Genomic DNA, 13,978 nt, shown 5'->3' with positions numbered 1-13,978 from the left:
TATTAGGCATAGGGTAATTAACCTAAAACGAGGCGTGATCGGAGAGGCAGGTCACATGACAATACGTTCTTGGATCAGCGCAACCCTGCTAGGGTTGACGCTTGTAGTTAGTCCGGTCGGCCAAACGGCCTGGGCTGAAACTCTGCGTGTGGTAAAGAATGGATCAGCGGAAACGCTGGACGTTCCCATGAACCGCGCAATTGTTGTAGAAAGCGAGGAACCATTTGCGGAACTCAGCATCGCAAATGCTGGTATCGCTGACATTTCGTCGCTTTCGGACCGCACAATTTACGTGCTGGGCAAGGCACCAGGCCTGACCACGCTGACATTGTTTGACGGCGCGGGCAATTTGCTGGCGAACGTCAGGGTCCGCGTATCACCGGATACATCTGAATTCAAAGAGCGCCTGCGGCAGATTCTGCCAGCTGAGCCGATTGAAGTGCGTACGGCCAATGACGGCATCGTGCTTTCTGGGACCGTTTCAAGCAGCGCAAAACTTGCGCGAGCCTTGGAACTGGCCGAGCGTTACGCGCCCGAGCGGGTTTCGAACCTGATGTCGGTAGGTGGCGTCCAGCAGGTGATGCTGAAAGTACGCTTTGCAGAGATGAGTCGGTCGGTGGCCAAAAGCCTGACCGCGTCGCTGGGCTTTGGCGGTGGCGATGTGACCGGTGGTTTCAACACATTGAACACTCAGGGCGCACTGACTAATGCTCTTAACAATAACATTCCGCTTCAACAGACAAACACGGGTGCTATCCTGTTTGGGTTTGGTGCCGGATCTACTCAGGTCCGTCTGCTGCTTGAGGCACTTGAAGCGAAAGGCCTTGCACGCAGCCTAGCAGAACCCAACCTTTCCGCACTGTCTGGTCAAGAAGCAGAGTTTCTTGCTGGTGGCCAAGTTCCAATCCCGGTTCCCTCGGATGACGGCAACATTGCCATTGAATACCGGAATTTCGGTGTGCAGGTTCTGTTTACTCCGCGTGTGGTGGACGGTGAGTTGATCAACCTCGAGATGGGCGCGTCTGTCTCCAGTATCGACAACAGTTCTGACTTCACAATTGCAGGCAACAACGTGCCAAGCTTTAACGTCCGTCAGACCAAAACGACGGTCGAGCTGCGGGACGGTGAGAGCTTTGCGATTGCTGGTCTGATCCAGGACGACTTCGCGGATGTCAGCAGCCAAATCCCTTGGATCGGTGATGTACCAGTTCTGGGCGCCTTGTTCCGCAGCGCGGAATACCAACGCCAGCAAACCGAACTGGTTATCATCGTCACTGTGCATCTCGTGGCGCCGACTCGCGGTGAAGCACTTGCGTTGCCGACCGACCGGGTCAAGCCACCAAGCGAATTTGACCTGTTCGTAAACGGAAAAACCGCGCGCACAGTGCGTACGGGATCTGGAGGCGCATCCGAAGTTGCTAAGCAGGACTTTGGCAGCTCTTACGGCTACGTGTTGGATTGATAGGAGGATAGACCAATGAAAAAGTGGATCATCACACTGGGTCTTTCGGTCGCTGTCACCGCTTGCACGCGTGAGGCCGGATATGAAGTCGATCAAGGTGTGTTCGGAAATGCGACCTTGAACAACGTCCAGGTCATGAACGGCGAACTGACCTATGCCCAGATCCTTGGCCAGCGGTTTGCAGCCGAAGTTCCGACGCAGATCAACTTTGCCTTTGATAGCGCCCAGTTGGACGCGACAGCACAACGTATATTGTTGCGGCAGGCGGATTGGATCAAGCAGTTCCCTGAAGCACGGTTCCGCGTATACGGTCATACCGATGCCGTGGGGTCGGCGGGATACAATAAGGCCTTGGGTCAACGACGCGCCAATGCAGCAGTTGCGTTTCTGACTCAGCAGGGCATTTCCCGCTCGCGCCTCGAGGCCGTGGTATCGTTTGGCAAGTCGCGTCCTCTGATCGACACTCCGGACCGGGATCGCCGCAACCGTCGGACTGTGACCGAAGTGTCAGGCTTTGTGGATCGTGCCCCACAACTTCTGGACGGCAAATACGCTGAGGTGATCTATCGCGAGTATGTTGCGAGCGCGGTACGCGAAAGCTACATCGCACGTGAAGATACCTCCTCCGGCGGCGAATAATAGTCACGAGGAAACGGGCGGCATCGTCGCCCGTTTCCCAACAATTGGTTCTTTTGCGCCCTAATGTTGCCTAAGTTCCAAGCCAAATTTTTTACAATTAGGTGACCTACGGCCCAAAGTGGCCGCAACGGGACAACAGCGAACCAGACCGAGTCAAAGCGCTCAGCCGGTTTGCCAGTTCTCGCGACAAGGATTGTGTTAATGACGAGCACTACGCCACAAGACGAAAATGCCATCCTGGCTTGCACTATCAGCCGTGATGTCCAGAATTTCGATCTTCTGATTGAAGACATGGAAGCGGCTCTGGGAGAGCGCTGGGGTGATCTTGGATTTGCCGAAGCTTTGGCTTTTTTCAGCCAACCCGATGCCGATTCTCTGGAATTTGTCGCGTTGGCGATTGATGGCGAAGATGAAGACAACCTGTCTCTGATGGGTGAAATCATCACTCGCGCCAAAGAAAAGAAGATTAAGATTGTTCTGATTGCAGAGGATGTCACTCCGGCCTCACTGCATCAGCTGTTACGCAAGGGCGCAGATGAATTCGTCCCCTACCCTCTGCCAGAAGGTGAATTGCAAGAAGCTATTGACCGGATGAACCAACCCGATCCGGTTGCCGTGCAGCAGGCAGCTGCACCGCTGGCGCAAAGTGAATCCAAGGAAGGCGCCCTGTTTGTTGTGCACGGCCTGGCTGGAGGTGTGGGTTCGACCACCTTAGCGGTCAATCTGGCCTGGGAATTGGCAACCGTTTCCGACAAAGACGCACCGTCTGTGTGTCTGCTTGATCTGGATCTGCAATTCGGCACGGTTTCGACCTATCTGGATCTGCCCCGGCGTGAGACTGTCTTTGAAATGCTGTCGGACACCTCGTCCATGGATGATGACGTGTTCTCGCAAGCGCTTCAAAACTACGAAGACAAACTCGAGGTTTTGACGGCACCTTCCGACATGGTGCCATTGGACCTGATCACACCCCAAGACATCGAACGAGTTATCGAAACCGCGAGACGACGCTTTGACTATGTCATCGTTGATATGCCTTCGACGCTGGTTCACTGGTCGGAAACCGTTCTTCAGACCGCCCACGTCTATTTTGCGATGATTGAACTTGATATGCGTTCGGCCCAGAACGCACTGCGCTTGAAGCGTGCCTTGCAGGCAGAAGAGCTGCCGTTCAACAAATTGCGCTTTGCTCTGAACCGGGCACCGAAATTCACTGATCTGAACGGCAAAAGCCGGGTCAAGCGGATGGGCGAAAGCCTGGGAATTTCTATTGACCTGCAACTGCCCGACGGAGGCAAGCCGGTCATGCAAAGCGGCGACCACGGCCAGCCGCTGGCCAGTGCCGCCGCCAAGAATCCGCTGCGTCGGGAAATCGCAAAACTTGCGAAGTCGCTTCACAGCCTTGGCAGCAGCGACGCTGAGGCCGCGTAACCAGTACTCAAGGGAGAGAGCCGCCGTGTTTTCACGTTACAAGAAACAGCCCGAAGCACAGCCGGTTCAGACCCCGGCCGCAAACCCCGCACCTGTCGCTGAAAAGGCGCCTACGGCCAACGCGGTCGCCCGGCGCCCCCTGCAAAAGAAAGCAGCCGAACCAGCCGGTGCTGATCGTGAACGCAAACGCAAAGAGCGCCTAGGTGAAATCAAGATCGAGTTGCACCGCGAGTTGCTGGAAAACCTGAACCTTGCCGCACTTGAAAATGCCGGTGAGGCAGAGCTTCGGGCGGAAATCAGCGCAATCGCCAGCGAGGTTCTCGAATCCCGCAATATCGTTCTGAACCGTGAAGACCGCTCGCAGCTGAACAAAGAACTCTACGATGAAGTCACTGGTCTGGGTCCGCTTGAGACCCTGCTGCAGGATGACTCAGTCAACGATATTCTGGTCAACGGCCCGCAACAGATTTTTGTGGAACGCGACGGCAGGCTGGAAATCAGCGACATTACCTTCAAGGACGAAAAGCACCTGATGCGGATCATCGACAAGATCGTGTCCGCAGTGGGCCGTCGTGTAGATGAATCCAACCCTTATGTTGACGCCCGTCTGGCCGACGGCTCGCGTTTCAACGCAATGGTGCCGCCGATTGCGGTAGATGGGTCCTTGGTCTCGATTCGTAAGTTCAAGAAAGACAAGCTGGGTATCGACGACCTGGTTAATTTCGGTGCTTTTACGGAAGAAATGGCGGCATACCTTCAGGCCGCCGTATCGACCCGGCTGAATATCATCGTATCGGGTGGTACGGGTTCGGGTAAAACAACAACGCTGAATGCGCTGTCCAGTTTCATCGACGACGCCGAACGTATCCTGACAATCGAGGATACGGCGGAACTGCAATTGCAACAGACCCATGTAGGCCGAATGGAGAGCCGTCCGCCCAACGTGGAAGGCAAAGGCGAGGTCAGCCCGCGTGATTGTCTGAAAAACGCTTTGCGTATGCGCCCCGACCGGATCATCGTCGGTGAGACGCGAGGCGCCGAGGTGATCGACATGCTGCAGGCCATGAACACCGGCCACGACGGCTCGATGACCACAATTCACGCCAACTCGGCCCGGGACGCAGTCTCGCGTCTGGAAAACATGATCGCGATGGCCGGGATCGAGATGCCGATCAAGGCAGTTCGTAGCCAGATCTCTAGCGCTGTGAACCTTATCGTACAGGCCAGCCGCCTGCAGGACGGCTCACGTCGAATGACGTCGATCACCGAAGTCACCGGCATGGAAGGTGACGTGATCTCGATGCAGGAAATATTTAAGTTTCAACGTGTTGGACTAACGCCCGACAACAAGATTATTGGTCACTTCACCGCAACCGGTGTGCGCAGCCACTTTTCCGAGCGCTTCCGCCTTTGGGGCTTTGACCTGCCCGCTTCGGTCTATGAACCAACGACTATGTAGGAGATCTGAGTATGCAACTGCCTGTTGAGGCGATCATATATGTCGTGATCTTCGTCGCGGTGTTCGCTCTGGTCGAAGGCATCTATCTGGTGGCGTTCGGCAAATCTATCAGCCTGAACAGCCGCGTGAATCGCCGTCTCGATATGCTGGACAAAGGCGTCGGGCGGGAGCAGGTTCTGGAACAGCTGCGCAAAGAGATGCAGCAGCACATGAAGTCTCAGAGCATTCCGCTCTATTCTTTGCTAGCTGATAAAGCACAAAAGGCGGCCATCGCCTTTTCGCCGCGGCAACTGATCCTGGTCATGGCTTTGGTGTCTTGTTTTGCCTTTGTGGCGCTGAGCGTCGGCACCGCAACAGAGATAATATTGCGCGTGGCCCTGTCAGTTTTGATTGGAGTTGGCGGCGTTTACACTTGGGTAAGTCGCAAAGCCAGCAAACGCATGAGTATGTTGGAAGAGCAGCTTCCCGATGCAGTTGAGCTTATGGTTCGCTCTTTGCGTGTTGGTAACCCGTTTGTGTCCTCGGTTCAGATTGTCGCCAACGAGGTGCAGGACCCACTCGGCACGGAATTTGGTGTTATCGCGGACGAATGCGCATACGGCCGTGATGTGGGCGAAGCGCTAAAGGATCTGGCCGAACGGCTGGATATGCAGGATCTTCGCTTTTTGGCCGTTGCCGTTGGTATCCAACAGCAATCGGGCGGTAATCTCGCCGAAATTCTGGCTGGTCTGGCTCAGGTGATCCGTGCTCGTTTCCGCCTGTTCCGCCGCGTAAAAGCAATCACTGCCGAAGCGCAATGGTCCGGCAAGTTTTTATCCGGTTTCCCGCTGTTTTGTCTGGTGTTCATTCTGGTAACGGACCCGGGATATTATGACGACGTTCTGGATCACGCCTTGTTTATCCCGCTCTGTTTCTTCGTGGGCATCATGCTGACGCTGAACCTGATCGTTATGCGCGTTCTTACCAACATCAAGGTCTGAGGTTACTTCAATGGAATTTCTGAACGCCATCAACGACCTGATCAAACAGTACCTGGGTGAACTTGGTCCGCTTATCATTCTGGGTGTCTTGGGCCTTGTTCTGATCCTAATTGCCGTATCGCTGATGATAAGCCAGCCCGAGGACCCGCTGAAAAAGCTACAGCGGTCAACCACTGCCCCAAAGGCTGACAAAAAGGGGAAAAAGGAAAAGCTCCGTAACGCCAGCCGAAACGAACAACTAGAGAAGTTCGCCACGTTCCTTGAACCCAAGAGCGAAGAAGAGCTGTCGGCCATTCAGCTCAAACTGCGGCAGGCTGGCTATCATTCTAAAGATGCTGTGCGTTTCTTTCACTTTGCCCAGTTCGCATTGGGTATCGTGGGAATCTTGGTTGGCGTTGCGCTGGTGACAGTCCTTGCGGGGGGCCAGGAATTTACACCTTCGCAAACAGCCATTCGCGTAATAATCCCAGTGGTCGTCGGGTATTTCCTACCCAAGTACTGGATCACGCGACGCGTTGAAGAACGGCACGAGGCAATAACGTCCGGCTTCCCTGACACGCTCGACCTGATGCTGGTCTGTGTCGAGGCCGGTCAGTCACTGGATCAGGCGATCGTACGCGTCGCGAAAGAAATGAGCGCTTCCTACCCCGAAATTGCACAGGAATTCGAAATTGTCGCTTACGAGTTAAAGGCCGGTAAGGAAAAGGATACGGTTCTGCGCGACTTCGGAACGCGCTGCGGCGTACAGGACGTCAGCGCGTTCGTGACAGTTATGATTCAGTCCGCAACATTTGGCACCTCGATCGCCGAGGCGCTGCGGGTCTACGCGAGCGAAATGCGTGACAAACGCGTTATGCGCGCCGAAGAAGCCGCGAACAAGTTGCCAACCAAGATGACACTTGCCACAATGATCCTGACGGTTCCGCCATTGTTGGTCATCCTAGTCGGACCTTCGGCAAAAGGAATCTCAGAACTTGGACAATAGGCTGGCAACCGAAAACTAAATGATATCAGGGTACAGACGCGCCGCCTTCGGGATGCGCCAAATTGCAAAGGCTGCCATGGTTATCGCCATGGTGGCCTCTTGTACGGAAACGGGGCTGAACAACGACCTCGATGCTCCTGGAATAGACCCCGCGGGCGTGGGCGCAGACGAAATCACGGTTGGAAATCGGTTGATGGTTGCAGGCGAGTATGAACTGGCGCTGGATTCCTTCACTCGTGCCGCGTTGGATCAGGGAATGACTACACAGATTCTAACATCCATGGGGACAGCAAATTTGGGGCTTAGGCGTCTGGGACAAGCGGAAACCCTGCTGCGTCGTGCCGTCAAAGACGGTTCCGACTGGCCCGTTGCCTGGAACAATCTGGGGGTCGTGTTGATGGAAAAGGGCGAATACCCCGAAGCCTCTCAAGTCTTCAAACGCGCTTATGCGCTGGACAATGGCGAAAGTGACGCAATTCGGGACAATCTTCGCTTAGCACTCGCAAAAATGGAAAATCCTGTTAATACTACGGCAGAAGAACAAGAATTTACACTGGAGCAGCAAGGCGACGGTCAATTCAAGCTGCGCAAGCTCCCGTAACACAGGCAAGAGCAGTAAGGGACGCAAAAATGCGCCAACATTTCTTGATTGCGCCAATCGTTATGTGCGGACTGGTATTGTCTGCCTGCGAAAAAGAGACCGAAGAAGAAAAAGTCGAGCGCACATACCAGGAAGTCAACGTCATAGACGAGACCAACCTGAACGAGGTCCTGCTAACCGCCGCAGACCCGAATGAAGCGGTCACCTACTTTCAGGGCGCGGCCGCCAAAAATCCGGGTCGGATCGACCTGCAGCGGGGGCTGGCGATATCTCTAACCCGAGCAAAGCGAACGACCGAAGCCGTCACGGCCTGGAAGAAAGTGACGACCATGAAGGGGACCTTGAATATCGACAAGGTCGAATATGCCGATGCCCTCGTACGTGCCGGAAATTGGGGACAAGCCAAATCTGTTCTGGATACCATTCCGCCAACCTATGAGACGTTCAAACGCTATCGACTTGAAGCTGTAGTTGCCGATTCCAAACAAGATTGGAAACGCGCGGACCATTTCTATGAAACCGCAGTTGGCCTGACAACGCGTCCGGGTGGTGTCATGAACAATTGGGGTTATTCCAAGCTGACCCGTGGCCAATATGCCGAAGCCGAACGCCTCTTCACCGAGGCGATCCGTCAGGACAAGTCCCTCTTTACCGCAAAAAACAACCTAGTTCTGGCTCGGGCGGCTCAGGGGAATTACAGCATGCCAGTTGTTCCCATGACGCAAATTGAACGCGCTACGCTTTTAAACACAATGGGGATTTCTGCGGTCAAACAGGGTGATGTAACCACCGCAAAAAATTTGTTCCGCGAGGCCATCGCCACTCACCCGCAGCACTATGATGAGGCCGTCCGCTCCCTCCGCGCCCTAGAAGGTGCGTAATTAATGGACATTCCCGCGCACGCTGCGCTGTGGTTTCTGCCATTTGTCCTGCCAATCTGCTTTTACGTGGCATTCACGGACTTGCGCGACATGCTGATCAAGAATCACGCTGTCGTTACGCTTGCCCTTGTTTTCGTCATTGTCGGCCTGTTTGTTCTGCCCCCTTGGTCAACGGCCTGGACGGCAGCTGCAATAGGGCCACTTTCGCTATCCCTGCCACCGTATGTTTGGCACTTGTTTCATATCGTGGTCATTCTGATCTTCGGCATTCTGCTTAACGCAGTCGGTGTCATGGGAGCCGGGGATGCAAAGTTCCTGGCAGCCGCAGCTCCATTTGTCTGGGCTGGTGATTGGCGGCTGATCATGGTCATTCTCGCGACCACCACCCTTGCGGCTTACATCACGCACCGACTGGCCAAAAGAACAGTATTACGCAAAATCGCCCCAGACTGGGAAAGCTGGAACAGAACAAAGCACTTCCCGATGGGTTTCCCGCTGGGTGGAACCCTGTCGATCTACTTGATCTTAGGTACTGTTTACGGCTCGTAAACTATCATTAACCTGCCTTTTCACTGCCTTGGAACCGCCACAAAGCCCCGCCAAATTTTTGGTAAGTGGCCCTGTTGGGGGCTTTTTTGCGTGACTACTGGATGGACGGGCAAAGCTCATGAATATGCAGACGACCTCAGTAATGGCTCCCCCTGCCCCAAAGGGTTTGGGAGAAATGAAACTGCCCATCGTCATGATGCGCGACATCATGCTAAAAACGATTTTCCGCAAAAACGTGGATACTGTTTCTGAGATCGCCCGGGCGATATGTCTGCCTGGTTCCGTTACTCAGGAATTGATCGACATGGCCCGCGAACAGAAGCTGGTGGAGGCCACCGGTACACTGAATGCCAACAGCGGTAACGAGATGGGCTATCAGCTCACAGACGCCGGCAAAGCGCGCGCCCTGGATGCGTTGAGCCAGTCAGAATATTTCGGCGCGATGCCTGTTCCACTGGATGTCTACCGCGAACAGGTCAAACGCCAGTCGATCCGCAACATTCAAGTCACCCGCGATCAGCTGACTGGCGCGATGGGTCATCTGGTTCTGCCCGACAGCCTGCTGGATCAGCTGGGCCCCGCAGTCAGCGCCGGTCGCTCGGTTTTGATGTATGGCCCCCCGGGTAATGGTAAGTCCTCGATCTCGAATGGGATCAGGGATGCGTTGGGCGATAACGTCTATGTGCCCTATGCCATCGAATATGCCGGTCAGGTGATCACGGTCTATGACCCGATCGTACATACCGCGATCGAACAGGAACCCGACGATCCCAACAGCCTGCGCCGCCGTAAACGTTTCGACACGCGCTATGTTCAATGCGAACGTCCGACTGTTGTCACCGGTGGTGAACTGTCGCTGAGCATGCTGGATCTGGTCTATAACCCCACTGCGCGGACCTACCAGGCGCCGTTGCAGTTAAAATCGACCGGCGGCATCTTCATCGTGGACGACCTTGGCCGTCAGCAAGAACCGCCGCAGGCCCTGATCAACCGCTGGATTGTTCCGCTGGAAGAAAATAAAGATATCCTTGGCCTGCAATCGGGGGAGAAGTTCGAAGTACCCTTCGACACGCTGGTGATCTTCTCAACCAACTTCCACCCGAATGAAATCTTTGACCAAGCGGCCCTGCGCCGGATCTTCTTCAAGATCAAGATCGATGGCCCGAACCAAGAGAACTTCCTGAAAATCTTCGCAATGGTGGCCCGCAAACGCGGCATGCCTTTGGACGAAGCCGCTCTGGTCCATCTGCTGAAGGTAAAATACCCGACCATCAACAACATCTACGCGAACTATCAGCCAATCTTCCTGATCGACCAGATGATCTCGATCTGCGAGTTCGAGGGCATCCCCTATCAGATGAGCCCCGACCTGATCGACCGCGCGTGGTCAAACATGTTCGTTAAAGACGAGACAATCGTCAAATAACGCCGTGCCAATTTCCTGACGGGCCGGGTAATCTGCGCGCATGACGCAGATTCCCGCCCGGATCACCGATTGGTTTACCGCCAAGGGCTGGTCCATCCACCCACATCAGCAGGACATGTTCGACCGGGCATCGGACCCGGCAACATTGTTGATCGCGCCCACCGGGGGCGGAAAGACCATGGCAGGGTTTCTGCCGACCTTGGCCGAGCTTTCCAACAGCGCACACGCCGGGCTGCACACCATCTACGTTTCGCCCCTTAAGGCGCTGGCTGCTGACATCCGCCGCAATCTACGTGGCCCCGCTGATGAGATCGGCCTCTCCATCCGGATCGAGGACCGCACCGGCGACACATCGGCCACGCAGAAAAAGCGTCAGCGCGTGGACCCGCCTCATATTCTGCTGACAACGCCCGAAAGTCTGGCCTTGTTGACCTCATATGAGGACGCGCCACGGATGTTTGCGGGTGTTCAACGCGTGATCGTCGACGAAATACACGCCCTCTCTGAAAGCAAGCGCGGCGATCAATTGATGCTGGCCTTAGCGAGGCTACAATCCCTGTGCCCCGATCTGCGCCGAGTTGGCTTGTCGGCCACGGTTGAAGACCCACAGGCCATTGCGCGATTTTTGGCACGGCACCCCGACCCCTGTCAGATCGTGCAAGCTGATCCGGGTCCCGATCCCGATATCCGGATGCTGAAGACACATGAAATGCCCCCTTGGTCCGGCGGTGGTGCAGCTTATGCGATCCCAGCGGTTCTGGAGCAGATTAAAAAGCATAACACCACGCTAATATTCCACAACACCCGCGCACAGGCCGAGATTTTCTTTCACAACCTTTGGCTCGCCAACGAGGACGGCCTGCCAATCGGCATCCACCACGGCAGTCTGGACAGACAGCAACGCGAAAGGGTCGAGGCTGCCATGGTGCGTGGCGACCTGCGTGCCATCGTCTGCACCGGCAGTTTGGATTTGGGCATCGACTGGGGCGATGTTGATCTTGTCATCCAGATCGGCGCGCCCAAAAACGTCAAACGGCTGGTGCAACGGATCGGACGTGCCAACCACCGCTACAACGCGCCCTCTAAGGCCCTTCTGGTGCCTGCAAACCGATTTGAGGTGGTGGAATGCGTTGCCGCCCTCGAGGCTGCCAGAGCGCATGATCTGGACGGAGAGCCACGCGGTTCCGGCCCTCGCGATGTGCTGTGTCAGCACATCCTGATCGCGGCAGCGGCGGGCCCATTCGATGCGGCGACGTTGTTTGCAGAAATGACAGCCGCCGGCCCCTATGCCGGCCTGACCCGAACAGAATTTGACGCCTGTCTGGAGTTCTGTGCGACCGGAGGCTACGCCCTGCGCGCCTATGACCGCTGGCAGCGGCTGCAACAACGCCCGGACGGTCTGTGGCAGTTGCGAGATCCACGCGCAGCGCAGCGCATTCGCATGAACCTTGGCACCATACAGGACACTGACACGCTGAAAGTCCGCCTGAAACGCAATCGCGGAGGCAAACCGCTGGGCGAGGTCGAAGAGGCTTTTGCCGCCTCGCTGACCCAAGGTGACACCTTTCTGATCGGCGGGCAGATCGTGCGCTATGAGGGGCTGCGCGAGATGGTGGTCGAGGTCAGTCGCCGCGCGGATCGAAAGCCGAAGGTCGCAGTGTTCTCCGGTACAAAATTCGCCACGTCGACTCAGTTGAGTGACCGTATACTGCGCATGTTCTCCCAACCCGACTGGCCTCAACTACCCGCGCATACCGCCGACTGGCTAGCCCTTCAGCGCGACATGTCCCGCCTACCCCAACGCGACCGTCTTCTGATTGAGAGCTTTCCCAATGATGGGCGCGAGCATCTATGCGTCTACGGTTTTGCCGGGCGCAACGCACAGCAAACGTTAGGCCTATTGCTTACCAAACGGATGGAGGAAACCGGGCTGGCCCCGCTGGGTTTCGTGGCTACCGATTATGCAACGCTGATTTGGGGGCTGGATGCGGTGACTGACCCGCGCCCGCTGTTCCAACTGGACGCCCTCCGCGACGGGCTTGAGACCTGGCTGGCCGGTAACGCCGTGATGAAACGAACTTTTCGCGCCTCGGCCACCATCGCCGGGCTGATCGAGCGCAACACCGGCGGGCAACGCAAAAGCGGGCGGCAGGCAACGTTCTCTTCGGACATTCTTTATGACACGCTGCTGAAATACGACCCCGACCACCTGCTGATGCAGATCACCCGCGAAGAAGCGATGCGCGGGCTTGTGGACTTTGGCCGGATCGAGGAGATGGTATTCCGCATCGGAAACAGGATTGATCTGCTGCGGCTAGAGCGCGTCTCGCCCCTCGCAGCGCCCCTCTTTCTTGAGGTTGGCAAAGTTCCGGTCAAAGGTGCAGCCGAGGAACGCCTTCTGGCCGAGGAAAGTGAGCGGTTGTTGCAGGCCGCAGGACTGAAGCCAAGCTGATACCGCTTGCGTCACCGATAGAAACGCGCAAAGAACGGACCATGAACGAAGTGACGTTTTCATTTGCGGGTCAGAGCCTCCGTGCATTAGGGTCAGGAGCCTTGTGGTGGCCGGATCAGCGCCTTCTTTGCGTTTCCGACCTGCATCTGGGCAAGTCTGAACGCATCGCGCGCCGAGGCGGTCCAACCCTGCCTCCTTATGACAGTCAGGAGACCCTGACCCGATTGGCTGCCGATATCGCCAGTACGAATCCCGGCACCGTGATTTGCCTGGGCGACAGTTTCGACGATCTGGATGCCTCGGTGGCGATGAACGCAACGGAAAAACGGGACATCACGGCCCTGCAAGCCGGTCGCAGGTGGATCTGGATCGAAGGCAACCACGACCCCGGCCCAATTGACGTTGGAGGTTCGCACCTGTCCGAATGTAAAATTGGCCCTCTGACTTTTCGACATATTGCCCAAGCGCCAACGCAGGCCGAAGTCTCTGGCCACTACCACCCCAAGGCGCGGCTGAACGCGCGCGGCCGCGCGATCACCAGACCAGCGTTTCTGGTGGATCAGACTCGGCTGATCCTGCCAGCCTATGGCACTTACACTGGTGGGATGCGAAGCTCCGATCAGGAACTGAACGCGCTGCTGGACAATCAAGCCTTGGCGATCCTGACAGGCCCCCAGCCGCGGATCATACCGATGCCAAGGTAGTGCGCGTCAGACAATCCCGTCCTGTTCCAGCATGGGTTTGTATTTTCTGCTAACCGGAACCAAGTCGTTGTTCCGCAACCGCAGAAAAGTCATGCCACCCTTCCTCTCGACCCCGACGATGGCATCATCCGCCACCCAGTGAGACCGATGCGCGCAGTGACCCGACACTAGCTCCATTTCGGCAATCGCGTCGGTAAACCGCGATCGGATGGTGATTGTTCCTTCGGATGTCACCACTTCGACGGAATGATCCCGGACAGTCAGGCGGTAGACTGGACCAGCAAAGGACTCCGGCTGACGCTTTGCCGCACGTGGAAACAGAAGCTTCGTTCTTTCTAGTGTCGGCTCTGCCTGACTATGACCTCGAACCAGAACCAGCCCGGTGGTGACCGAAACATCCTAAGGGAGG

Annotated in this window: 13 protein-coding genes; 12 read left to right on the top strand and 1 reads right to left on the bottom strand. The window is 56.1% G+C overall.

Annotation, left to right across the window (positions count from 1 at the left end; translation table 11 throughout):
• Positions 1 to 55: 55 nt before the first annotated feature.
• The 12 genes from ABLN94_RS11320 to pdeM all read left to right on the top strand — a co-directional run bounded on the left by ABLN94_RS11320 (position 56) and on the right by pdeM (position 13,569).
• A complete protein-coding gene (locus ABLN94_RS11320) occupies positions 56 to 1,462 on the top strand; it encodes a type II and III secretion system protein family protein (RefSeq protein WP_352992446.1) in 1,407 nt (468 codons plus the stop codon).
• A 15-nt stretch (positions 1,463 to 1,477) separates the two neighbouring features.
• Positions 1,478 to 2,101, top strand: coding sequence for an OmpA family protein (locus tag ABLN94_RS11315; RefSeq protein WP_352992444.1), 624 nt, complete (start codon positions 1,478 to 1,480; stop codon positions 2,099 to 2,101).
• A 201-nt stretch (positions 2,102 to 2,302) separates the two neighbouring features.
• A complete protein-coding gene (locus tag ABLN94_RS11310; RefSeq protein WP_352992442.1) occupies positions 2,303 to 3,532 on the top strand; it encodes an AAA family ATPase in 1,230 nt (409 codons plus the stop codon).
• A gap of 25 nt (positions 3,533 to 3,557) precedes the next feature.
• The gene (locus ABLN94_RS11305) at positions 3,558 to 4,991 is read left to right on the top strand and encodes a CpaF family protein (RefSeq protein WP_352992440.1); all 1,434 of its coding nucleotides are present in this window, start codon (positions 3,558 to 3,560) and stop codon (positions 4,989 to 4,991) included.
• Between the two features lie 11 nt (positions 4,992 to 5,002).
• Positions 5,003 to 5,971 (top strand): type II secretion system F family protein, encoded by a 969-nt coding sequence (locus ABLN94_RS11300; RefSeq protein ID WP_352992438.1) that lies wholly within the window; start codon positions 5,003 to 5,005, stop codon positions 5,969 to 5,971.
• A 10-nt stretch (positions 5,972 to 5,981) separates the two neighbouring features.
• Entirely contained in the window at positions 5,982 to 6,956 is a 975-nt protein-coding gene (locus ABLN94_RS11295; protein WP_352992436.1) for a type II secretion system F family protein, read from the top strand.
• 76 nt (positions 6,957 to 7,032) lie between these two features.
• Entirely contained in the window at positions 7,033 to 7,557 is a 525-nt protein-coding gene (locus ABLN94_RS11290) for a tetratricopeptide repeat protein (RefSeq protein WP_352992434.1), read from the top strand.
• A gap of 29 nt (positions 7,558 to 7,586) precedes the next feature.
• On the top strand, positions 7,587 to 8,438 hold the full coding sequence (locus ABLN94_RS11285; protein ID WP_170493261.1) for a tetratricopeptide repeat protein: 852 nt from the start codon (positions 7,587 to 7,589) through the stop codon (positions 8,436 to 8,438).
• A 3-nt stretch (positions 8,439 to 8,441) separates the two neighbouring features.
• Positions 8,442 to 8,987, top strand: coding sequence for a prepilin peptidase (locus ABLN94_RS11280; protein ID WP_352992432.1), 546 nt, complete (start codon positions 8,442 to 8,444; stop codon positions 8,985 to 8,987).
• 118 nt (positions 8,988 to 9,105) lie between these two features.
• Positions 9,106 to 10,413 carry an ATPase gene (locus ABLN94_RS11275; RefSeq protein WP_352992430.1) on the top strand — a complete coding sequence of 436 codons (1,308 nt, stop codon included), beginning with the start codon at positions 9,106 to 9,108 and terminating at the stop codon, positions 10,411 to 10,413.
• A 40-nt stretch (positions 10,414 to 10,453) separates the two neighbouring features.
• Positions 10,454 to 12,865 (top strand): ligase-associated DNA damage response DEXH box helicase, encoded by a 2,412-nt coding sequence (locus tag ABLN94_RS11270; RefSeq protein ID WP_352992428.1) that lies wholly within the window; start codon positions 10,454 to 10,456, stop codon positions 12,863 to 12,865.
• 41 nt (positions 12,866 to 12,906) lie between these two features.
• Positions 12,907 to 13,569 (top strand): ligase-associated DNA damage response endonuclease PdeM, encoded by a 663-nt coding sequence (pdeM, locus tag ABLN94_RS11265; protein WP_352992426.1) that lies wholly within the window; start codon positions 12,907 to 12,909, stop codon positions 13,567 to 13,569.
• 6 nt (positions 13,570 to 13,575) lie between these two features.
• Here pdeM and ABLN94_RS11260 read toward each other — a convergent pair whose 3' ends face one another.
• The gene (locus ABLN94_RS11260) at positions 13,576 to 13,833 is read right to left on the bottom strand and encodes a LytTR family DNA-binding domain-containing protein (RefSeq protein ID WP_352992619.1); all 258 of its coding nucleotides are present in this window, start codon (positions 13,831 to 13,833) and stop codon (positions 13,576 to 13,578) included.
• Between the last annotated feature and the right edge of the window lie 145 nt (positions 13,834 to 13,978).

This window comes from Ruegeria sp. SCP11, from assembly GCF_040329455.1.
GTDB classification, from domain to species: Bacteria; Pseudomonadota; Alphaproteobacteria; order Rhodobacterales; family Rhodobacteraceae; genus Ruegeria; species Ruegeria atlantica_E.
Note: the sequence above shows the minus strand (reverse complement) of the source record. Positions and strands in the feature narration are given on the sequence as shown.

What these genes read in the sequence shown, in the direction of transcription:
- ABLN94_RS11315 (WP_352992444.1), top strand. Translation starts at nt 1,478, where the DNA reads ATGAAAAAGTGGATCATCACACTGGGTCTTTCGGTCGCTGTCACCGCT.
- ABLN94_RS11295 (WP_352992436.1), top strand. Translation starts at nt 5,982, where the DNA reads ATGGAATTTCTGAACGCCATCAACGACCTGATCAAACAGTACCTGGGT.
- ABLN94_RS11285 (WP_170493261.1), top strand. Translation starts at nt 7,587, where the DNA reads ATGCGCCAACATTTCTTGATTGCGCCAATCGTTATGTGCGGACTGGTA.
- ABLN94_RS11310 (WP_352992442.1), top strand. Translation starts at nt 2,303, where the DNA reads ATGACGAGCACTACGCCACAAGACGAAAATGCCATCCTGGCTTGCACT.
- pdeM (WP_352992426.1), top strand. Translation starts at nt 12,907, where the DNA reads ATGAACGAAGTGACGTTTTCATTTGCGGGTCAGAGCCTCCGTGCATTA.
- ABLN94_RS11275 (WP_352992430.1), top strand. Translation starts at nt 9,106, where the DNA reads ATGAATATGCAGACGACCTCAGTAATGGCTCCCCCTGCCCCAAAGGGT.
- ABLN94_RS11290 (WP_352992434.1), top strand. Translation starts at nt 7,033, where the DNA reads ATGGTTATCGCCATGGTGGCCTCTTGTACGGAAACGGGGCTGAACAAC.
- ABLN94_RS11270 (WP_352992428.1), top strand. Translation starts at nt 10,454, where the DNA reads ATGACGCAGATTCCCGCCCGGATCACCGATTGGTTTACCGCCAAGGGC.
- ABLN94_RS11300 (WP_352992438.1), top strand. Translation starts at nt 5,003, where the DNA reads ATGCAACTGCCTGTTGAGGCGATCATATATGTCGTGATCTTCGTCGCG.
- ABLN94_RS11320 (WP_352992446.1), top strand. Translation starts at nt 56, where the DNA reads ATGACAATACGTTCTTGGATCAGCGCAACCCTGCTAGGGTTGACGCTT.
- ABLN94_RS11280 (WP_352992432.1), top strand. Translation starts at nt 8,442, where the DNA reads ATGGACATTCCCGCGCACGCTGCGCTGTGGTTTCTGCCATTTGTCCTG.